At 38.4% G+C, this 19,927-nt stretch carries 18 protein-coding genes and 1 pseudogene; 9 read left to right on the forward strand and 10 right to left on the reverse strand.

Going from position 1 to position 19,927, the window contains the following annotated elements; genetic code table 11:
* From VLB74_RS12215 to pafA, 4 genes are all read left to right on the forward strand, one after another.
* A partial coding sequence (locus VLB74_RS12215) for a T9SS type A sorting domain-containing protein (protein ID WP_325203739.1) occupies window positions 1-205 on the forward strand: 205 nt, incomplete at its 5' end.
* Window positions 206-217: 12 nt separating this feature from the next.
* Window positions 218-1,159, forward strand: a complete 942-nt coding sequence (locus VLB74_RS12220) for an NAD(P)H-dependent flavin oxidoreductase (RefSeq protein WP_325203740.1) — start codon at window positions 218-220, stop codon at window positions 1,157-1,159.
* An 18-nt stretch (window positions 1,160-1,177) separates the two neighbouring features.
* Entirely contained in the window at window positions 1,178-1,585 is a 408-nt protein-coding gene (locus VLB74_RS12225) for a hypothetical protein (protein WP_325203741.1), read from the forward strand.
* A gap of 44 nt (window positions 1,586-1,629) precedes the next feature.
* On the forward strand, window positions 1,630-3,243 hold the full coding sequence (gene pafA / locus VLB74_RS12230; protein ID WP_325203742.1) for an alkaline phosphatase PafA: 1,614 nt from the start codon (window positions 1,630-1,632) through the stop codon (window positions 3,241-3,243).
* Window positions 3,244-3,323: 80 nt separating this feature from the next.
* Here the strand turns inward: pafA and lysA are convergent, their stop codons facing one another.
* A complete protein-coding gene (gene lysA, locus VLB74_RS12235; RefSeq protein ID WP_325203743.1) occupies window positions 3,324-4,529 on the reverse strand; it encodes a diaminopimelate decarboxylase in 1,206 nt (401 codons plus the stop codon).
* Between the two features lie 204 nt (window positions 4,530-4,733).
* Between lysA and sucC the strand changes: the two genes are divergently transcribed.
* Both sucC and VLB74_RS12245 read left to right on the forward strand, forming a co-directional pair.
* The gene (gene sucC, locus VLB74_RS12240) at window positions 4,734-5,927 is read left to right on the forward strand and encodes an ADP-forming succinate--CoA ligase subunit beta (RefSeq protein ID WP_325203744.1); all 1,194 of its coding nucleotides are present in this window, start codon (window positions 4,734-4,736) and stop codon (window positions 5,925-5,927) included.
* A 308-nt stretch (window positions 5,928-6,235) separates the two neighbouring features.
* Window positions 6,236-6,577, forward strand: a complete 342-nt coding sequence (locus VLB74_RS12245) for a hypothetical protein (RefSeq protein WP_325203745.1) — start codon at window positions 6,236-6,238, stop codon at window positions 6,575-6,577.
* A 67-nt stretch (window positions 6,578-6,644) separates the two neighbouring features.
* Here VLB74_RS12245 and VLB74_RS12250 read toward each other — a convergent pair whose 3' ends face one another.
* Window positions 6,645-7,106 carry a DUF1456 family protein gene (locus VLB74_RS12250; protein ID WP_325203746.1) on the reverse strand — a complete coding sequence of 154 codons (462 nt, stop codon included), beginning with the start codon at window positions 7,104-7,106 and terminating at the stop codon, window positions 6,645-6,647.
* 83 nt (window positions 7,107-7,189) lie between these two features.
* On the opposite strand from VLB74_RS12250, the gene VLB74_RS12255 reads away from it, so the two are divergent.
* On the forward strand, window positions 7,190-7,591 hold the full coding sequence (locus tag VLB74_RS12255) for a tellurite resistance TerB family protein (RefSeq protein WP_325203747.1): 402 nt from the start codon (window positions 7,190-7,192) through the stop codon (window positions 7,589-7,591).
* Between the two features lie 448 nt (window positions 7,592-8,039).
* Here VLB74_RS12255 and uvrB read toward each other — a convergent pair whose 3' ends face one another.
* The 8 genes from uvrB to VLB74_RS12295 all read right to left on the reverse strand — a co-directional run bounded on the left by uvrB (window position 8,040) and on the right by VLB74_RS12295 (window position 17,199).
* The gene (gene uvrB, locus VLB74_RS12260; protein ID WP_325203748.1) at window positions 8,040-10,028 is read right to left on the reverse strand and encodes an excinuclease ABC subunit UvrB; all 1,989 of its coding nucleotides are present in this window, start codon (window positions 10,026-10,028) and stop codon (window positions 8,040-8,042) included.
* A gap of 168 nt (window positions 10,029-10,196) precedes the next feature.
* Window positions 10,197-11,411, reverse strand: coding sequence for a DUF3570 domain-containing protein (locus tag VLB74_RS12265; protein ID WP_325203749.1), 1,215 nt, complete (start codon window positions 11,409-11,411; stop codon window positions 10,197-10,199).
* Window positions 11,412-11,430: 19 nt separating this feature from the next.
* Complete coding sequence (locus VLB74_RS12270; protein ID WP_325203750.1) at window positions 11,431-11,637, reverse strand: DUF4266 domain-containing protein; 207 nt, start codon at window positions 11,635-11,637, stop codon at window positions 11,431-11,433.
* Window positions 11,638-11,656: 19 nt separating this feature from the next.
* Window positions 11,657-12,577, reverse strand: coding sequence for an FAD:protein FMN transferase (locus VLB74_RS12275; RefSeq protein ID WP_325203751.1), 921 nt, complete (start codon window positions 12,575-12,577; stop codon window positions 11,657-11,659).
* The gene (locus VLB74_RS12280; RefSeq protein WP_325203752.1) at window positions 12,577-13,008 is read right to left on the reverse strand and encodes a thioredoxin family protein; all 432 of its coding nucleotides are present in this window, start codon (window positions 13,006-13,008) and stop codon (window positions 12,577-12,579) included. Before VLB74_RS12280 ends, VLB74_RS12275 begins: the two co-directional genes overlap by 1 nt.
* A gap of 89 nt (window positions 13,009-13,097) precedes the next feature.
* Window positions 13,098-13,760, reverse strand: coding sequence for a thiamine diphosphokinase (locus tag VLB74_RS12285; RefSeq protein ID WP_325203753.1), 663 nt, complete (start codon window positions 13,758-13,760; stop codon window positions 13,098-13,100).
* Between the two features lie 234 nt (window positions 13,761-13,994).
* Window positions 13,995-14,816: a DUF4249 domain-containing protein gene (locus tag VLB74_RS12290; RefSeq protein ID WP_325203754.1), complete on the reverse strand. Its 822-nt coding sequence runs from the start codon at window positions 14,814-14,816 to the stop codon at window positions 13,995-13,997.
* Window positions 14,817-14,826: 10 nt separating this feature from the next.
* Window positions 14,827-17,199 (reverse strand): TonB-dependent receptor, encoded by a 2,373-nt coding sequence (locus VLB74_RS12295; RefSeq protein ID WP_325203755.1) that lies wholly within the window; start codon window positions 17,197-17,199, stop codon window positions 14,827-14,829.
* A gap of 376 nt (window positions 17,200-17,575) precedes the next feature.
* On the opposite strand from VLB74_RS12295, the gene VLB74_RS12300 reads away from it, so the two are divergent.
* Window positions 17,576-19,168 (forward strand): helix-turn-helix domain-containing protein, encoded by a 1,593-nt coding sequence (locus VLB74_RS12300; protein ID WP_325203756.1) that lies wholly within the window; start codon window positions 17,576-17,578, stop codon window positions 19,166-19,168.
* An 11-nt stretch (window positions 19,169-19,179) separates the two neighbouring features.
* Window positions 19,180-19,927: pseudogene (locus VLB74_RS12305) on the forward strand (hypothetical protein); the annotation flags it as partial.

Consider the following 19,927-nt stretch of genomic DNA (forward strand, 5'->3'; position numbering starts at 1 on the left):
GGTACAGAACAGGTTAAATGTCAGTTTTGCAGATCCGGTCTCCAATGCGGAAATTATGTTGTACAATAATCTTGGGCAACTGGTGTTGAAGGAAACGATAAATGAAAACCAGTCAATAAATTTAGAGAATTTAAATACAGGAATTTATACTTATAATATTACTTTTGATCATAAATCGGAAATCGGTAAACTGATAAAAAAGTAACACTTTTAAAGAATGAACAGAATAACGCAACTTTTTAATATCAAATATCCAATCATTCAGGGTGGAATGATTTGGAACAGTGGTTATAAATTAGCCAGTGCCGTGAGTAATGCCGGTGGATTAGGTCTGCTTGGTGCCGGGTCGATGTATCCTGAAGTTCTTCGGGAACATATCCAGAAGTGTCAAAAGGCAACAGACAAACCTTTTGGGGTAAATGTGCCTATGTTGTATCCGGATATTGAAAAAATCATGGATATCATCGTGGAAGAAGGGGTGAAAATCGTTTTTACTTCTGCAGGAAATCCTAAAACGTGGACTTCCTTCCTGAAAGAAAGAGGAATTACCGTAGTTCACGTGGTTAGTAGTTCAAAATTTGCATTGAAAGCCCAGGAAGCCGGAGTTGATGCTGTAGTTGCCGAAGGATTTGAAGCAGGAGGACACAACGGCAGGGAAGAGACTACTACGATGACTTTAATTCCGATGGTAAAAGAAAATATTACCATTCCGCTTATTGCTGCCGGAGGAATTGCCACGGGAAGAGGTATGTTGGCCGCAATGGTTTTGGGTGCTGACGGGGTACAGGTTGGAAGTCGTTTTGCGGCTTCTTTAGAGAGTTCTTCACACGATAATTTCAAAAAAACCATTGTTGATGTTGAAGAAGGAGGAACACATCTGACATTAAAAGAATTAGCGCCTGTACGACTGGTGAAAAACAAATTCTATCACGATGTTCAGGCGTTGTATGCAAAATGTCCTACGACCGATGAATTGAAAGAGTTATTAGGCCGGGCAAGAGCGAAACGTGGTATGTTTGAAGGTGATTTGGAGGAAGGTGAATTGGAAATCGGACAGATATCCGGTTTAATCCACGATATCAAACCAGTTCAGCAAATTGTAGACGATATGATGTCTGAATTTGAAATCGCACGCAGCCAAGTGGCATCATTATTGTAAAATCTGAAAGAAAAAAATATGAAGTTTTTAAAAAATATCTGTTTAGTATTCCTGTTGTTTATCGGATTAAATGCTTCGGCACAAACCTATCGTTTCGAAACATCAGGAGTGAGTATGAGTATTAAGAATTCCAAAGGGAAATGGAGTCCGTATTCTGATTTTAAAGAGGCGAAAATCGTAGTAACTTTAGATACAAATAAGGACCGGATCGTAGTATATTCAGAAGTCGTTCAGCTATACACTATTTTAGGGTATGATGATCCGAAATCCAATGAAGAAGGAAGTGTTGATACATTTCAGTGTGCGAATGGTGACGGCGAAAAATGTGTGTTGGCCATCCGTACGATAAAAGGAAGCGATGTGAAACAATTGTATATCTACGAAGACAGTAGGGTTTTGATATACAACATGAAATATGTAAAATAAATAAAGTCCCGGTTTTCGGGATTTTTTATGCAAAAGAATTAACTATGAGGAAATTACTTCAGTTGGCAATTTTAGGACTGGCTTCAACTGTAAATGCGCAACAAAAACCGAAATTGGTTGTCGGAATCGTTGTCGATCAGATGAAAATGGAATACCTGTATCGTTTTGCGGATGATTTTTCAAACGAAGGTTTCAAACGATTGATGAATAACGGATATACGTTTCATAACACGCATTATAATTACATGCCAACGTATACTGCGCCGGGCCATGCATCTGTTTATACAGGGACAACGCCAGCAACTCACGGAATTGTCGGCAACGAATGGTTTAATAAAGCGGCAGGAAAAGTGGTGTATTGCACCGATGATGCTACGGTAAAATTAGTCGGAAACGGAGTAGAGAGTGAAGGAAAGATGTCGCCAAAAAACCTTCAGGCAACGACAATTACTGATGAACTTCGATTGGCAACAAACTTTAAGGGGAAAGTAATCGGTATGAGTCTGAAAGACCGCGGAGCTATTTTGCCGGCGGGTCATTTTGCCAATGGTGCTTTTTGGTACAGTCAAACCGGGGCTTTTATATCGAGTACGTTTTACGGCGAAAAATTGCCGGAATGGGTTGCGCAATTCAATAATGAAAAGAACTTTCAGAAATACATTGATAAAGGTTGGGATTTGTTGAAACCGAAGGAAACGTACAATGAGAGTTTAACCGATAACAATCCGTATGAAGGTTTGTTGTTTAAAAAAACGCCTTTTTTTCCTTATAGTTTAAAAGAGATGTACGCTGCTAATGATGCCGGGATATTACGCTCAACACCTTTTGGTAATGATTTGTTGGAACAATTTGCTGAAAGAGCTATTGTTGGAGAAAGTTTGGGTAAAGACGATATCACGGATTTTTTGACGGTAAGTTTTTCATCAACGGATTATATCGGACATACACTCGGTCCACGATCCATAGAATTACAGGACACTTACTTGCGTCTGGATCAAACCATAGCTGAATTTCTGACTTACCTGGACAAAAATGTAGGGAAAGGTAATTATTTACTTTTCTTAACGGCAGATCATGCCGGTGCGGAAAATGTCAAATATCTGAAAGACAACAAATACGATGTGGATAATATTCCGTGGAAGAATATCGAAACCGAATTGGGAGAATTTTCAACGAAAACATTCGGAGTTAATCTGCTTTTGGATTATTCGAATTACAATGTGTTCTTCAATAAGGAACTTATTAAGTCAAAAGGACTGGAGCTGTCTAAAGTAAAACAGGTTTTCAAGGAATATCTGTATACCCAGAAATACATCAAGAAAGTATTTACCGAAGAAGAAATCCTTGCCGGATCAGGTAATGAGTATTATTTAAATGCGATTGTAAAAGGTTATGATCCTGTTCAGAACGGTGAGCTTGTTTTGTTGTTCAAACCTGCTTATGTGGAGTACTCCGGTATGGGAACCACACACGGCAGTCCGTACAGTTATGATACTCATGTGCCGCTTATTTTTTACGGATGGGGAATTGAGAAAGGAGCCTCGCACGATAAGAAAGCAATTACCCAAATTGCGCCGACGGTAGCTCAAAAACTGAAAATTACTTTCCCGAACGGAACGGAAGCAGAAGTATTGACTGAAGTGTTGGAGGGAAAATAAAAGACAAATAATGAAAAAGGGCTGTTTAAGAATAAACAGCCCTTTTTTGATTTTGATTATAACGAAAGATACAAATCGGTTTAGATTTCAACTTCAATCTGATTTCTGATAATATCATCAAAAGTTTCACGTTGGCGGATCAAATGCGCTTTGCCTTCATGCCAAAGTACTTCTGCCGGTTTGAAACGTGAATTATAGTTAGACGACATTGAGAAACAATATGCTCCCGCATTTCGGAAACTTAAAACATCACCTTCTTTGATTTCCGTGATTCTTCTGTTGGTTGCAAAGGTGTCTGTTTCACAGATATAACCTACTACTGAGTAAAAACGCTCTTTTCCTTTAGGATGCGATATGTTCTCGATGTGGTGTTCAGAACCGTATAACATTGGACGGATCAAATGGTTGAATCCACTATCAACTCCTGCAAAAACTGTAGAAGTGGTTTGTTTTACCACATTCACTTTTGCCAAGAAATAACCGGCTTCACTCACAAGGAATTTGCCCGGTTCAAAAGCTAAAGTCAGTTCGCGTCCGTATTCTTTTTCGAAAGCCAAAAAGCGTTTGGTTAATTTTTTACCCATTTCTTCCACGTTGGTTTCGATATCGCCTTTTTTGTAAGGCACTTTGAATCCGCTTCCGAAATCAAGGAAATCCAATTGTTTGAAATGTTTAGCCGTTTCAAATAAAATTTCGGCTGCATATAAGAACACTTCGATGTCTAAAATATCAGAACCCGTGTGCATGTGGATTCCGTTGATGTGCATTTTAGTATTTTCAACGATTCTTAAGATGTGAGGTAATTGGTGAATTGAAATCCCGAATTTACTGTCGATATGTCCAACGGAAATATTCGAATTCCCACCCGCCATAACGTGAGGATTGATACGAATACAAACAGGAACTGTAGGGTGTTTTGCACCGAATTGCTCTAAAATAGAAAGATTGTCAATATTTATCTGAACGCCTAAAGCAGCTGCTTCTTCAATTTCATCTAAAGAAACCCCATTCGGAGTATAGATGATCATGTCAGGAGAAAAACCGGCGTGTAACCCCAGTTTTACTTCCTGGATGGAAACAGTGTCAAGTCCGGAACCCATCTTCTTCAGTAGCTTTAGAACAGATAAGTTCGACAATGCCTTACATGCATAATTGATGCGAAGTTTTTCCACCTTGGAAAAAGCATTGGTTAAACGGTTGTACTGTGATTGAATTTTTGCTGCGTCATACACATATAGTGGACACCCAAATTCTTCTGCTAGTGGAAGTAATTGATTAGATTCCATTTTTGATTAAATTTTTCGTAAAATTAGAAAAGATTTTTCACTTAGAAATGATAATAATATAATTTTAACAAAATGTTAAACTGTTGTGCTGTCTGTTATAATTTTATAAGCTGTTGTGTGTGATAAATCAAAAAAACATTAGGGAAATTCAATATACTTTGTTATTTTTGTGGCACTTTTTATTTAAAGAAACACATCTTAATTATGAACTTACACGAGTATCAAGGAAAACAGATATTAGCAAGCTACGGTGTACGTGTACAACGTGGTTATGTTGCGAATAACGCTGAAGAAGCGGTTTTAAAGGCAAAACAACTTACAGATGAAACCGGTACAGGTTGGCACGTAATTAAAGCTCAGATTCACGCTGGTGGACGTGGAAAAGGTGGAGGAGTTAAACTTGCTAAAAATTTAGAGCAGGTTAAAGAAATCGCCGGTCAAATTATCGGAATGGATTTGATTACACCTCAAACGCCTCCAACAGGTAAAAGAGTACACAAAGTTTTAGTGGCTGAGGATGTTTATTATCCGGGAGAAAGTGAAACTAAAGAGTTTTACATGTCTGTTTTGTTAAACCGTGGTAAAGGTCGTAATATGATCATGTATTCTACTGAAGGTGGTATGGATATCGAAGAGGTGGCAGAACACACGCCACATTTAATCTTCACAGAGGAAATTGATCCGGCTGTTGGATTACAAGGTTTCCAGACAAGAAGAATTGCATTCAACTTGGGATTATCAGGTGAGGCATTCAAAGAAATGGTGAAATTTGTTGACGCATTATACAAAGCTTACATCGGTTCTGATTCTTCTATGTTTGAAATCAACCCTGTGTTGAAAACTTCCGACAACAAAATCATGGCAGTTGATGCTAAAGTAAGTTTGGATGACAACGCTTTATACCGTCATACTGATCTTGCTGAAATGAGAGATATTACAGAAGAGCGTCCAATTGAAGTAGAAGCCAAAGAAGCTGGATTAAATTATGTAGACCTTGACGGTACAGTTGGATGTATGGTTAACGGTGCTGGTTTGGCAATGGCAACTATGGACTTAATCAAATACGCTGGTTTCGAGCCGGCTAACTTCCTTGACGTAGGAGGAACTGCTGATGCAAAACGTGTTGAAACGGCGTTCCGTATCATTTTGAAAGATCCAAACGTGAAAGCTATCTTAATCAATATCTTCGGAGGTATCGTTCGTTGCGACCGTGTTGCTCAAGGTGTTGTTGATGCCTACAAAAACATGGGAGACGATATCAAAGTGCCTATCATTGTTCGTTTACAGGGAACTAATGCTGAAATCGCTAAAGAATTAATCGATAATTCAGGTATGCCGATTTTATCTGCTGTTCAGTTCCAGGAAGCTGCTGATCAGGTAAAAGTTGCTTTAAGCTAATTAAAGAACGTTTTAGTCTTATATATAAAAAGGCCCTAGCAATTTGCTGGGGCTTTTTTGTTAGACCAATGTAAAGTTTTGGTATTGCAGCTTTTGAAGTTTAAGTTAATGTAATGCGTGCTATTTGATTTTTAACGGGATTTAAGCTGATAATCGAAATAAAATGCTGTTTCATAGTATATTCTTTAGCGAATAGGGAATAGTGTCTAAACTTGTTTTAAATGATGGTTAAGTTATTGAAAATTAGTTATTTTGATAGTTTGGTTTGTCTAATTTTGACCTGTAATCAAACCAAAAAAATCAAAAAAATGAAAAAATTAATCGCATTGTTTGTTGTTGTACTATTCATGAATACAACATTTGTTTCGGCTAACAATTCTAATGCAACAGTAGATTTGCCAAAAGCGGTAAAAAAAGTGGTTAAGTTGTTGGAGACAACTAAATTCGACGTGGAACTTGAAAAAGAGGTAGTGGTAAAGGTTCAGGTTAAGATTAATTCTGATGATGAAATCGTAGTGTTGAATGTCGATACTGATAATGATGCAATTAAAAAATTCATTTCATATAAACTGAATTACAAAAAGGTGGATGCCGGTCAATTAAAACAAGGCAGCGAATATTCTTTTTATGTGACTTTCAAACCGGAATAAGAACTTTGACAAATAGAAAAATCCCGAGTAAAAGTTCGGGATTTTTGTTTTTTATATAAAAAGCAATTTACTTATTGTCTTTTTTCTTTCCATTGTTGAATCTGACTTTTTCAACTATTGGCTCTTTTTTTTGGACTGGTTTTCCTTTGGAAGCCGGTTTTTTGAAATCAGTTTTTGATTTAGGTTTGTCAGCATTGTTTTTAGACTTTTCACTGGAGAATTTCGGTTTTTCATTCGTTCTCCTTCTTTCCTCTGTTTTTGGCGCGTCGTTTTTGTGGTTTTTTATGACTTCTAAAGCGTTTTTAGGGCTTTCTTTGGTTCCGCGTAAATGAATGATTAAAGCATTGAGGAAATTGCGTAAAACCTGGTCGCCACATTCCACGTATTTTGGGTGGTCTTCTGTACGAAAGAAATTCCCGATTTCACCCTTTGAAATTCGGAAATCCACCAATTCCAAAATGGATACAATCTGGTCATCTCTTAATTGTAGCGCTACTCTTAACTTTTTAAATATATCGTTATTTGTCATAAATCCTAAAATATAAGTTAGGCAAAGATACAGTTTTAAGAATTGAGATTTTATTTTACCTTCGTAAAAAAAATAGCGTTACGATGAATACTTACGATGAAAAAATAAGCCTTCTTTCCGAAATGATTGCCTTTGCCGTGGTGGATGGTGAATTGCACGACCGTGAATATGATTTTTTATGGATTATTGCACAGGAACTGAAGATTGAAAAAGAGGTTTTTCTGGAACTTTTCGGTAAACGTAACGATATCAAAGTAATTAAAGACGAACTTCACCGTATCATGCAATTCTACCGCTTGGCTTTGCTGATGCATTGTGATGGCGTTTTGCATGAGCGTGAGATAAAAGCGATACACGAAATCGGGATTACTATGGGATTAAACCCTATGGGAATCAAAAGTACCTTAAAGCAAATGGCTCAATCACCAAACCAAATGATTGAGCCGGAAAAATTGCTTTATTCTTTTGAGTCACAGCATAATTAATTACGCAACTGTTGTTGAAAACATTTATAAATAAAAAGAGCTGATAATTAAATGTCAGCTCTTTTTTTAATAGTGTGAAATAATATTAGTTGTGAGTTATATTAAAACTTCCGTTTGAAACGGTAACAGTATTTGTACCGTTCGAAGCAGTAAAACTGAATATACCCACAAGGTTGTTGCCATTATGAGAAGTTACTGTTCCGTGCTATTATTGTTTTTTTTCTTTCCAATCTACATGAAGCTCTGATTAGATAAAAATGGTTTTCCTTTTTCCTCACAACTCACGTATTAGGTTACGTTCGGAACGTCATTTACCAAGTCGTATAACGTATTTTAATGACTTCGAGACGCCTTTAACCACGTCGTACAACGTGTCTGACCACGTCCGTAATGGTAGTCTATAAAGATTAATAAAAGAGAAGAATAGTGTTTACTGTAGATAAAAACATCAAATTTTTTCCTGTAAAGCCTTAATTTCATCACGTAGTTTGGCCGCCTGCATAAAGTCAAGTTCTTTAGCTGCTTTTTCCATGTTTTTGCGAAGTTCACGGATTTTCTTTTCGATTTCCGGTTTGGATAAATACAGACTTTCCGGCTCGGCTGCTTTCAGCGCTTTGTCTTCGAAATATTGCGTTGAAACCGAATTACCGGCCAAAGCACTTCCCAGACTTTTTTTCAGGGCTTTTGGAGCCAATCCGTGTTTGGTATTGTAGGCAATTTGCTTGCCTCTGCGATAATTGGTTTCGTCTATGGTTTTCTGCATGCTTGCCGTGATTTTATCCGCATACATGATGGCTTTTCCATTAACGTTACGCGCTGCACGACCTACCGTTTGGGTAAGCGAGCGATGGCTGCGAAGGAAACCTTCCTTATCGGCATCCAAAATGGCTACAAGAGACACTTCGGGTAAATCCAATCCTTCACGGAGTAAGTTTACACCAATCAGAACATCGAAAAGTCCTTTACGCAAATCCTGCATGATTTCCACACGTTCTAAAGTGTCAACATCACTGTGAATATAGCGGCAACGGATGGATACTTTTGCCAGATATTTGGTCAGTTCTTCCGCCATACGTTTGGTTAAAGTGGTTACCAAAACACGCTCGTCGGCTTCGCAACGCAACTGAATTTCTTCAATCAGGTCGTCAATCTGGTTTAAACTAGGACGAATTTCTATAATAGGGTCGAGAAGCCCTGTCGGACGGATAACCTGCTCGACATAAATACCTTCCGATTTCTGAAGTTCATAATCAGCCGGAGTGGCCGAAACATAGATAACCTGATTTTGCAGGGATTCAAATTCTTCAAACTTAAGCGGACGGTTGTCCATGGCTGCCGGTAATCGGAAACCGTATTCCACCAGATTCTCTTTTCGGCTTCGGTCCCCACCGTACATGGCGTGAACCTGCGAAATGGTAACGTGACTCTCATCGATAACCATCAGAAAATCATCAGGAAAATAATCCAATAAGCAGAACGGCCTTGTTCCCGGTTCCCTTCCGTCAAGATAGCGCGAATAATTTTCAATTCCGGAACAATAACCCAATTCACGGATCATTTCCAAATCGAAATTCGTTCGTTCTTCCAAACGTTTAGCTTCAAGATGTTTGCCTATTTCCTTGAAATAATCAACCTGTTTAACCAAATCCTGTTGAATCTCCCAGATGGCATTTTGTAAAACATCAGGCGAGGTTACGAACATATTTGCCGGGTAAATCGTCAGCTTGTCATATTTTTCCAAAACCTGTGAGGTCTTGGAGTCAAAAGCTTCAATTTCTTCAATTTCATCACCGAAAAAGTGAATTCGGAACGGCTCGTCCCCGTAACTCGGAAAAATATCCACCGTATCGCCTTTGATCCGGAAGGTTCCCGGCGTGAATTCAGCTTCGGTTCGGGCATACAAACTTTGCACTAAACGATGCAGTAATTTGGTTCGGGAGATTGTCTGGTTTTTCTCTAAAGAAACCACGTTTTTCTGAAACTCCACAGGATTTCCGATACCATACAAACACGAAACGGAAGCGACCACCAATACATCACGACGTCCTGAAAGCAGGGCAGAAGTAGTGCTTAAACGCAGTTTCTCCAATTCGTCATTGATGGACAAATCTTTTTCGATATAAGTTCCCGTTACCGGAATAAAGGCTTCGGGCTGGTAATAGTCGTAATAAGAAACGAAATACTGCACCGAGTTGTTCGGAAAGAATTGTTTGAACTCCGAATACAACTGTGCAGCCAATGTCTTGTTGTGAGCTAAAACCAATGTAGGACGTTGTACTTCCTGAATTACATTGGCAACTGAAAATGTTTTTCCCGAACCGGTAACTCCAAGCAGCGTTTGGTATTTTTCACCATTAATCAGACCTTTTGCTAATTTGTCAATGGCTTGAGGCTGGTCTCCCATAGGAGCAAATTCGGAAACAACTTGGAATTTCATTTTTAATAGGTTCCTGTTTGAGGATGTACTGCAAAGATACGGATTTAGAATGCAAATTTCAGGAAGTCAGTAATGCAGATTTTAATTTCTGAAAAATAATTCACCGCAGATTTACAGATTAAAAAGACTAAAATCTACGAATCTGCTGTGGAATTTATAAGTCAGGTTTTATTTAAATTTCATTGCCAAGGTGATAATATGCGAATCCAAACCGTTATTTCTGGTGTAATAGCCATAACGTAATTCCAGACTGTTAAAATGCTTTATATGGAAAATTCCCCTATCGGCATCAGTGACTCTGTATCCCAATCCGATCATGTTACTGCTGAATTCGGATAAGTCATAGTCGCTGGTATAGAATTCCTCTTCCAATCCGTGAAGATAAATCGGTTTGAAATAATCAGCTGCCGATTGTGTGTAGAATCGGTAAGGCATCGAAAGGGATGAAAAAGCGGATAGTTTTAAAGTCGGTTCTAAACTGATCGTGTGCGAATTGATTCCCCAATCGTCCCAATAATAGCGGTAAAATGCTCTTAAGACGATATTGTCGCCCAAGAAGTAATTTCCTCGTACGCCCACCGGAATCTTGAATCGGGTATCAGGCAGTTTTTCCGATTTTACCGTGGCCGGAGTATCATCAAAATAAACCCTGTTGAATTTGGTAGCCAATAATCCTTCCTGATAGCCGATGTCCGTCAGGAAAGCCATCTGGAAATTTTTGTTGACTACCTGCGAAAACATAAGTCCTAAATTGTAGGAGTTTCGAGGTTTTTTATCGCCTTGATTGGCTTCCGTATCTGATGGCGTGTTCCGGAGCTCGACTGGAAGTATCACTTTCCACGTATCGAAAAAAGCCATTCCTTTTACTGAAAACTCCCGGTTATTGTCTTTTGATATTTTTGTGAAACCTGCATTAGCGCCTATTGAGGTGTAATCAAATTCGGCAGAAAATGAAACTCCTCCGTTTAAAATATATTTTTTTTCAAGGTTTTCAAAGCTGTAATTGGCAGAAGGGTACACCCTCACGTCCTGATACGATGCGGAAGTAACCGTGTTCGGGTCGATTTTGTCTGATGAGGCCGAAGTATAAGAATCGATCCCAACTTCCAGTCCGAAGTTATGTTTGTTGTTGTTCTTATCTCTTTTGGAAACCCTGATGTCAAAAGTGGTGGCAATATCGGTCAGTTTTTCGGTTCCTACCCCACCGGTTACGGCCGAGTTGTTTCCGTCCTGGGAATAGTAGCTGGAAATGAGGTTTACTTCCTCAATTTTTAATTTTTGCTTTTTATAGGCGGAACTGTCAGTAGTTTGGACGTTTTGAGCCTTCAGATTCTGTCCGAATAAAAATGCCAATAAGGATGCTGTAAAAATTCTCTTTTTCATTTTTCTACTTGAATTTTAATTAATTGCATCCGCAGCCGCCACCGGTTTTACCACCATTGGCCCCTGAACTGCCTTCCCTGTACAATTGGAATGTGTTTTCGAATTTCTCTGTTTTTTTGGCAGCCAATTCCATATCTGAATCGTTGATTTTGGATTTCTGATATTCTTTTACAGGAGAACATCCTATACACAAGCCAAGCAGTGAAAAAAAAGCAATTGTTTTCATAGCGTAATTTCAGTTTAATTTAAGTAAGTCTGATGTTGTTTGAATAGTATTTGCGGTCAAAATCATCAATGATGACACATCCGATATTCTTCAATTGATTGATGAAATCCAATCCTACTTCGATTCCCATTACGGTTACGGGAGTTGCTAAAGCATCGGCTATTTCAGCATTTTCGGCGATGATGGTCACGCTTTTTATTCCGCTTACCGGGAAACCAGTTTTTGGGTCAATCGTATGAGAATATTTTTTATTATTTATCATGACAAACTTTTCATAATTACCAGATGTGGCAACCGAAGTATTGGTAATCTTAAATGTTGAAAAAGTGGAAGTCCTTAAATTAGGATCTGCGATGCCGATTGTCCAGGGTTCACCGTTTTCCTGATGGCCCCAAGTGGTTAAATCGCCTGCCGCATTTACAATTCCGCTTTCAACTCCGTTTTGAATTAGTATTTTCTTTGCCATTTCGGCTGCATAGCCTTTTCCGATGCCTCCAAAGCCGATTCGCATTCCTTTCTTTTTCAGGAAAACTGTTTTTTTAGTTTCATCTAAAACAATATTCTCGTAATTTATTAGTTCTACCGATTTTTTAGCAGCTTCCGGGTCCGGTAACTCCTTCATTTCAAGATCGAAATTCCAGAATTTTTTATCGATGCCTCCGTAACTGATGTCAAAAGCGCCTTGCGTAATCTTGGAGATCATCTGACAGCGCAGTATCAGGCTAAATACTTCCTCGGGAACTTTTACCGGTTGGATTCCCGCATTTTCGTTGATTTCAAAGGTTATGCTGTCGTTTGAAAATGTGGTAAGGAGTTTTTCGATTCGCCTTATTTCATTAATGGCCAAATCAATCTTGTCGTTACACCAATTTTCATCGGGTCCGATTACGGAAATCTCAAATCGATTCCCCATTAGTTTTTCGACCTTTTTTTCAAGCATTATCCTTTCAGTTTTGCTATAAATTCATCCAATGATTCGGAAGGGTAGTGTTCCCATTTTTTTATTACTTTGCCGTTGTTGTCTACTAGAAGTATCAATGGAAATAAGCCTTCATTGTTGTATTTTTCCGCTAATTTTTCGTTTTCCTGAGTGATGTCGGCCGGTAATTGGTTTTTTTTCAATCTTGGGAAATCAGCATTGTAAACAATCAGGTTTTCTGCACTGAAGTTTTTGAACTGCTCGGTTTCCACAAAATGTTTTTTGAATTTTACGCAAGGTGCACACCAGTCGGAGCCTGAAAAAAAGAGTAAAACGTTTTTATTTTCCGTTTTGGCTTTTTCCAATGACTGTTCGAAATTCAGTCTCGTCGTTTCCTGGGCAACTGATATCATTGAAAATACCAGAAGGAGGTAAATGAACTTTGATTTCATGATGCAATTTTTTATAATTATCTAATTCTGTGACGGTTTCGTTCCCGACAAAAGTAAAAGTAGTATAAAAAAAGTTGCAGGCTGCTTTACTAATCTAAAGATTCGATTAAGATTAAATCGCCGTTGTCGTGATTGATTGTTACCAATCCGTCCTCTTTAGCATGATTGCTGCTTCCCGTTCTGAAACCGATGGTTAGCGTGTCATTTTCAAGAGGGTAGAAGAGATTGTCGGAATGGATTCCGGTCACCTGACCAATTGGGATTAATGAAATGATGCTGTCTTTCGTATACCATTTCTGAAAATGCTTCGGAAGAAGGAAAATTTTAGAATGATCGTCCAGAATAACAATTTTCAAATGCTCGCGATAGCGAACAATGTTTGTGATGTTCGTAATCGTATGGTCGGCACGTCTTCCTGTGGCCCAAACTACGTTTACGGCTGTATGTCCTTTTTCAATTAAGTAGTCGAAGGCTTTTTCCAGATCCGTTTTTTCCTGATCGGGGGTATGAACGATTTCAAGCGGATATTGCTTTTTCAGATAGTGTTCAGGATTGAAACCTCTGTCGAAATCCCCTAACAGCACATCCACTTTTATGTTTAATTTTAAAACACGTTCGATAGCGCTGTCAAGGACAATTACAAAAGGGGACCATTCCAAAAGCTGGCCCAATAATTCCTCGCTGCATGAAGCGCCGTTGGCAATAATTAAAGCAGGTTCCTGATCATCGCGGACTATATGATGTGAAGACATATTTTAGTCGTTAGTTGTTTGTCGTTAGTTTTGAAGTCTGAAAATCTAAATTCTGCTTTCAGACTGTAAATATACTAATAAACATCTTTTTTTAGCCCGGATAGCAATGGAAAGCAAATTGCAGTACAACCTAAATTTTCTTATAAAAAAAAGAGCGCCCAACGGAAGCTCTTTTTTTATTTTAGAAAAATGGGTTTTACGGTGATTTCTTGGAAAGTATAGCCGGATCAGCTTCTAATGAACCGTATAATTGAGTGTGTCGATTTCTGTCAGACTGAAATAACCGAACGGGAAATCGTCCTGATTGTTTTGGTTTACGATGTTGCCCCTTAAAGTCGCCGGTGGTGTTGCGAACGGGTTTCCGCCTTGATTTCCTGAAATGCTTATTAGTTTATCCATGTAGTTAGCATAGCGTTCGGATATGCCTTGCAGACCGAAATCGAGTTTGTCTCCGGCTTTTAAGTTCTCATCGGTGTAGAAACCGAACATTTGATTGCCCTGAAAGAACTCGTCGTCGATTACACCATATTCGGGAAAGACTTTCGTACTGTTTTTAGCGCCGATGAGATAGAAATTATCCTCCGCACCATTATCCTGATAGTAGAATTTCACCTGAATTATATCGCCGTCAAATCCGGGTACTGTGGTTTGTTCCACGCTGTCTATTTCCGGTGTTGCGTAGAGTTTATCTGTGGCTTTGTAAGTCACACCGTCGTGGATTACGGTTAAAGTGTAGGTTTCATTGATAACCGGGACGAAATCGGTACAAATGTATTCGCCGGTGTCCGGTATTTCAGTAAAAGTGAAAACCACATTGGCACTATTGGTTACAAACACTGTTGCTCCGGAAACTTTCGGAACCGTAGCATTGTAATAATTGGTAGTTGTGGTGAGTTTAATTTTTTGTTCGTTTCCTACAGAGCCTTTTTGCCATTTGATGGAGGCGTCGATTACCAGTTTTGGTTCTGCTGTGTCCAAAGGAACATCAACAGTGTCTTCGCAGCTTACAAATGAAAATACAAGCAAAAGAAGTGTGATGTATAGTAAGTTTTTCATAGCCAGTTTTTTAAAATTTAAAATTATAGGAAACCGAAGGTACTATTCCGAAAATCGACAGTCGTATGGCTTCATTGTTTCCGGTATCGGCGTTTTCCCTAAAACTGATGGAAGCGGCATTTTTTCTTCCGTACAGATTGTAAATGCTGAAGACCCATTCGCTTTTCCAGCGTTTTGTGCTGTCCGGTTTTGGAATCCAGGTTGCCGATACATCCAGGTGATGGTACAAAGGTAAGGAGTTCGCATTTCTTGTCCCGTAACTTGGTACAGTAACTCCTTGATACACATATTGTCCGTTAGGATAAGTGACTGGTTGACCGGATTGTATGATGAAATTGGTTCCGAAAGTCCATTTTTTGGAATACCTATACGAACCGGTTACCGCGAGATTGTGTAATTTGTCGTAGGCAGAGCGGTACCATTCGCCGTTGTTGATCCCTATTTCTGTTTCGGTTCGTCCAGGCGTTCTTTGCTGGGAACGGGAAATGGTGTAGGCCACCCATCCGTTTAGTTTTCCGGTGTTTTTACGGATTAAGAATTCCAGTCCGTAGGAACGCATTTCGCCATTGAGAATTACTTGTTCTATCGCTTCATTGGCAATTAAATCGGCTCCGTCGATATAGTCCATGCGGTTTTTTATGACTTTGTAAAAACTCTCGATTTCCACCGTGTAAGCATCTTCCTTGAAGTTGTTGAAATACCCGAAAGCCACCTGATCGGCAATTTGCGGTTTGATGTATTTATCGCTTGGCGTCCAGACATCCAATGGAGTAGGGGAAGCTGTATTGGAAACCAATTGTAGGTATTGGACCATTCGGTTGTAACTCGCTTTTACGGATTGGTTTTGGTTCAGCTCATAGGCAAGTGCAATACGGGGCTCCAGATTGTCAAAGTTGGCAATAACTTCATTTTTACCGTAGTGAACCTCTCCAATGGGTTTGGCTTTTTCATAGATTTTTAGTTCTTCATCATAAAGCACCGGTTGGTCGTTTTCGTATAAATTAACTGTCGAAGGGCCCAATCGGTAGAATAAACTGTAGCGTAATCCGTAAGAGGCGTTTAGTTTATCGGTGATTTTTTTTTCGGCATCCAAATAGAAAGCGGGTTCCAAAGCGTATTTTTTGTCCAATTGTTCATAATTGATTCCGGAATTTTCTCCGGTAGGCTCGATGGTACCCGGGTTGAAGTCATAATACACTGCATTGGCGCCGTAATTCAATTTTACGTTATCGGACAGGTAGTGTTTGAAATCGTATTTGAGGTTGTAGTTTTTAATTCCGGATTTCCAGTTGAAACCTACGAAGTCTAATGTCAGTCCGTAATAATAATCACTGTAAATCATGGACAGGTTGGAGAAAATCTGATTGGAAAACAGATGATTCCAACGCAGGTTTAGAGTTGAATTCCCATAAGTATTGGTAAAACTTTCGCTTAAGGTAAAAACGTCCCTTCCGAAATAGCCGGATAAATACAAATTGTTGTTTTTGTTGAATTTGTAGGTAAGTTTGGTGTTTAGGTCGTAAAAATAAGCCTTGTTTTCATTGTCACTCAACTTAAGGAAAAGATGTGCGTAAGAAGCCCTTCCGCCAATTAAGAAGGAACCTTTTTCTTTTACTATGGGGCCTTCCGCCATTAAACGGCTGGAAATTAATCCGATACCTCCGTTCATGCTGAAGCGGTTGCTGTTTCCGTCTTTTTGATAGATATCCAAAACCGAGGAAGCACGGCCTCCGAAACGTGAAGGGATGCCGCCTTTGTACAATTTTAAATCTTTTATGGCATCTGGATTAAATACTGAAAAGAATCCGAAAACATGCGACGAGTTGAAAATTGTCGCTTCATCTAAAAGGATCAGATTCTGATCGGCACCACCACCGCGTACATTGAAACCTGATTGTCCTTCGCCGGCATTGGTGACTCCGGGCAAAAACAGAAGTGATTTGATTACGTCGACTTCTCCTAAAACCACGGGCATTTGTTTGATGTCTTTGATGGACAGTTTGTTGACACTCATTTCCGGTTTACGGATGTTGGCCCTGTTTTTTTGAGTGATGATCACCTCGTCCAATTGTTTTCCAGTTTCTTTCAGGCTGAAATTCTTTGTGGCATTTTCATTGAGGATTACGGATTCAGAAACCGATTCATAGCCTAAATAGCTGATGGCAATTTCATATGTGCCTTTGGGCAGGGTTATGGAATAAAATCCGTATTCGTTGGTAACCACGAAACTTTTTGTGTTTTTTACGGAAATACTTACGCCGATGAGGGTTTCGTTTGTGCCGGCATCAGAGACGGTCCCGCTAATTGTGAATTTTTCTTGAGCTAGTGAAAAATTACTGAAAAGTATAAGAGAAAGAATAATGAAACACTTTTGAAATAACATGAATTAATTGTTTTTTTTAGTAGGAATAAGACGCTAAAATGATTTTTTTGTTACTGAAGAATTGTTATTATATCATTAAAATAAAAGTAATTGTCTGTTTAAGGAAAATACAAAAAATAATGTTTTTGTGATAGTTTGAGACGGGTAACAAATTGTTAAAAAACTATTGTATTTTTATTTTTGAAGGAAAATGCGTATTTATATGATAAAAAAATGAAACAAACAAAAGAAAGACTTTAGAAATGCGGTAATTTTGATATTATATTCTTACTTTTAGCAAGATGTTGATTTTGTATTGATAAATGCTAAATTTGCAGGGATTTAAGGTTGATTTTTAATAATTGCTCTGAATTTATATAAGAACAAAATAAGGCTAATGAGGTATTTTCCCGTTTCATTGAATTTTTTATTTCTTGTTGTTTTCTGCTTGTGTTTTTGTGTTCCGGTCGGGGCGCAGAATACTATTGATGAACCGTTGCTTTTTAAAGAATCGGAAGCATTGGTTTACAGTAAACCGGACGAAGCGCTGAAGATTGCGTTGCACCTTTTGTCGAAAACCACATCGGAAAGTGAAAAAGCCCAAATCAATTTGATGGTCGCCGAAATTTATAAAGTAAAAGGTGATTACAAAAATACACTAGTTCATTTGTTTGAAGTGAATGAAAAAAATGCCGGCGCAGAACCTTTGATATTGATAAAAGCGGCAGTGGCAAAATCCGAAATACTCCAAAAATTATATCTTGACAATCAGGCTCAAAAATATTTTGACAAGGCAGAGGACGGGCTTAAATCAATAAAAGATGAAAGCGAAAAGACCTATTGCCACTCTTTGATGCTTCTTGAAAAAATAGAAGTCCAGGCTGACAGACAGAACTTTAAAAATGCTTTGGGACTGATTGAAAAAAACACCAGTCAGATAGCCGAAGCCTCGAAACAATATCCCTATTTTGATTTGTGGTTTACCATTTCGAAAGGCCGTGTATATCTTGGTTTAAACGATTTTGAAAAGGCATCGCTGAATTTTAAAAGGGCATTGGAGATTTCAACTAAAGGAAAAGTTCAAAACAATTATGCGGAGGCTTTAGCTTTAATGGGGTCGGCCAACGTTAATTTTCACCGGAAAGCAAGCAGTCTGGCTGTTCAGGAACTGCTGAATGCCTTAAAAACAGCAAAGGAATTTAAAAATATTTATTTATCAAGGGATATCAGCCGTCATCTTATAGACAATTACATTGTTTTAAATGATAAGGCGAATTATAAATTTTATAATACAGATTTCCTTAATACCAATGCTGAAATCGAAAACATTGGCCAGGAATCGCTAAATACGGCTTATAATCTGATTACAAAAGATTATGAAAATAAATATCAGGCTAAACGTGAGGGGTACTTTCGCGGTTTTTATCTGATACTGGGTGTTTTTGTAATTATGGTATTGATTTCGGCGGGATTTTGGTTCCGTTATCAGTGGGATCAGAAGCGTTTAAAGGATATTATCAGTTATCTGGAAATCACCAGAAGCAATATGGTTTTGCTTCAGCCGGAAAAGAAAGAAAAGGTTAAAAAAGAACCATCCAAAAAAAGCTCTATCACAGAGGAAACAGAACAACTGTTGTTAAACAAGCTGAAACGATTTGAAAACTCGACCCGTTTCGTTAATAAGGATATGTCGCTTGCTATTTTGGCCGGGCAGTTTGATACCAACATCAAGTATCTTTCGGAAGTGATCAACAAGCATTATGAAGTGAATTTTAATACCTACATCAATAAGTTGCGCATCAGCTATATTGTGGAGAAGTTAAAATCGGACCCTAATTATATGAATTACAAGATAAGTTATCTTGCCGAAGCCAGCGGGTTCTCCTCTCACAGCAGTTTTGCAACGGTTTTTAAATCGATAACCGGATTAGCCCCCGTGACTTTCATAGAGCTTTTGAAAAACGAAAAAGAAAACAGGAACGCTTCTTAAAGACTGAATCCATGAAACATAACATCCATTTATTTTTTTCGGGTTTCCTTTTACTAGGGTTATTGCTGTTTGGTTTGGGGTCTTATGCCCAGGATACGAATCGAATTGACAGTATCCTGAAACAGAATTCTTTGGAGATGTATAAAAATCCCGATAAAGTAATTGCAACAGGGAAGCAGCTTCTGAAAGAAAAGGGAAATGATGTAGATGTTAAGATTGCAATTTTTAAATTGATTTCAGATGGGTATTCAGCAAAAAGGGATTATCAGAAATCTTTGGAGTATGTTATTAAGGCGAATGAACTTTTACCTCAAACTAAAAATAAGCGATTGAAAATATCGATCGTTACCAAAACCGGGATTCAATACCATCAGTTAAAAATTTATGATAAGGCCATTCAATACCTTGATCAGGCTGAAAAATTGTGTCTGGAATATTCAAAACCGGATTCTGTTCATGTTAGCCTTGGGATTAATTATGTTGTTAGAGGGTTCATCTATAAGGAGAAGCTAAACTGCGCTATTGCTATTAATTTTTTTGATCGAGGAATTAGTGAAATCCTGAAATCTAATAACATAAAAAGCAGTGCCAATATAATCAGTATTGCAAAGTATAATAAAGGAAACTGTTATTTGATGATGTCTAATAATGCATCTGCCACAAAGAGCTTTCTGGAGTCGATAACTTATGCAAAGATGATTAAGGCAAACAGTCTGCAGGCATTTGCTCAAAAAGGATTGGCGCAGGTATATACCATCG

Source organism: Flavobacterium sp. (assembly GCF_035456225.1).
Taxonomy (GTDB): Bacteria; Bacteroidota; Bacteroidia; order Flavobacteriales; family Flavobacteriaceae; genus Flavobacterium.

Bases quoted from the DNA above. Each gene is read 5' to 3' on its own strand.
- VLB74_RS12270 (WP_325203750.1), bottom strand. From the start codon at position 11,637: ATGAAAACAATTGCTTTTTTTTCACTGCTTGGCTTGTGTATAGGATGT.
- VLB74_RS12220 (WP_325203740.1), top strand. From the start codon at position 218: ATGAACAGAATAACGCAACTTTTTAATATCAAATATCCAATCATTCAG.
- VLB74_RS12280 (WP_325203752.1), bottom strand. From the start codon at position 13,008: ATGAAATCAAAGTTCATTTACCTCCTTCTGGTATTTTCAATGATATCA.
- VLB74_RS12245 (WP_325203745.1), top strand. From the start codon at position 6,236: ATGAAAAAATTAATCGCATTGTTTGTTGTTGTACTATTCATGAATACA.
- VLB74_RS12285 (WP_325203753.1), bottom strand. From the start codon at position 13,760: ATGTCTTCACATCATATAGTCCGCGATGATCAGGAACCTGCTTTAATT.
- VLB74_RS12255 (WP_325203747.1), top strand. From the start codon at position 7,190: ATGAATACTTACGATGAAAAAATAAGCCTTCTTTCCGAAATGATTGCC.
- uvrB (WP_325203748.1), bottom strand. From the start codon at position 10,028: ATGAAATTCCAAGTTGTTTCCGAATTTGCTCCTATGGGAGACCAGCCT.
- sucC (WP_325203744.1), top strand. From the start codon at position 4,734: ATGAACTTACACGAGTATCAAGGAAAACAGATATTAGCAAGCTACGGT.
- VLB74_RS12295 (WP_325203755.1), bottom strand. From the start codon at position 17,199: ATGTTATTTCAAAAGTGTTTCATTATTCTTTCTCTTATACTTTTCAGT.
- VLB74_RS12265 (WP_325203749.1), bottom strand. From the start codon at position 11,411: ATGAAAAAGAGAATTTTTACAGCATCCTTATTGGCATTTTTATTCGGA.
- pafA (WP_325203742.1), top strand. From the start codon at position 1,630: ATGAGGAAATTACTTCAGTTGGCAATTTTAGGACTGGCTTCAACTGTA.
- VLB74_RS12250 (WP_325203746.1), bottom strand. From the start codon at position 7,106: ATGACAAATAACGATATATTTAAAAAGTTAAGAGTAGCGCTACAATTA.
- VLB74_RS12275 (WP_325203751.1), bottom strand. From the start codon at position 12,577: ATGCTTGAAAAAAAGGTCGAAAAACTAATGGGGAATCGATTTGAGATT.
- VLB74_RS12225 (WP_325203741.1), top strand. From the start codon at position 1,178: ATGAAGTTTTTAAAAAATATCTGTTTAGTATTCCTGTTGTTTATCGGA.
- lysA (WP_325203743.1), bottom strand. From the start codon at position 4,529: ATGGAATCTAATCAATTACTTCCACTAGCAGAAGAATTTGGGTGTCCA.
- VLB74_RS12300 (WP_325203756.1), top strand. From the start codon at position 17,576: ATGAGGTATTTTCCCGTTTCATTGAATTTTTTATTTCTTGTTGTTTTC.
- VLB74_RS12290 (WP_325203754.1), bottom strand. From the start codon at position 14,816: ATGAAAAACTTACTATACATCACACTTCTTTTGCTTGTATTTTCATTT.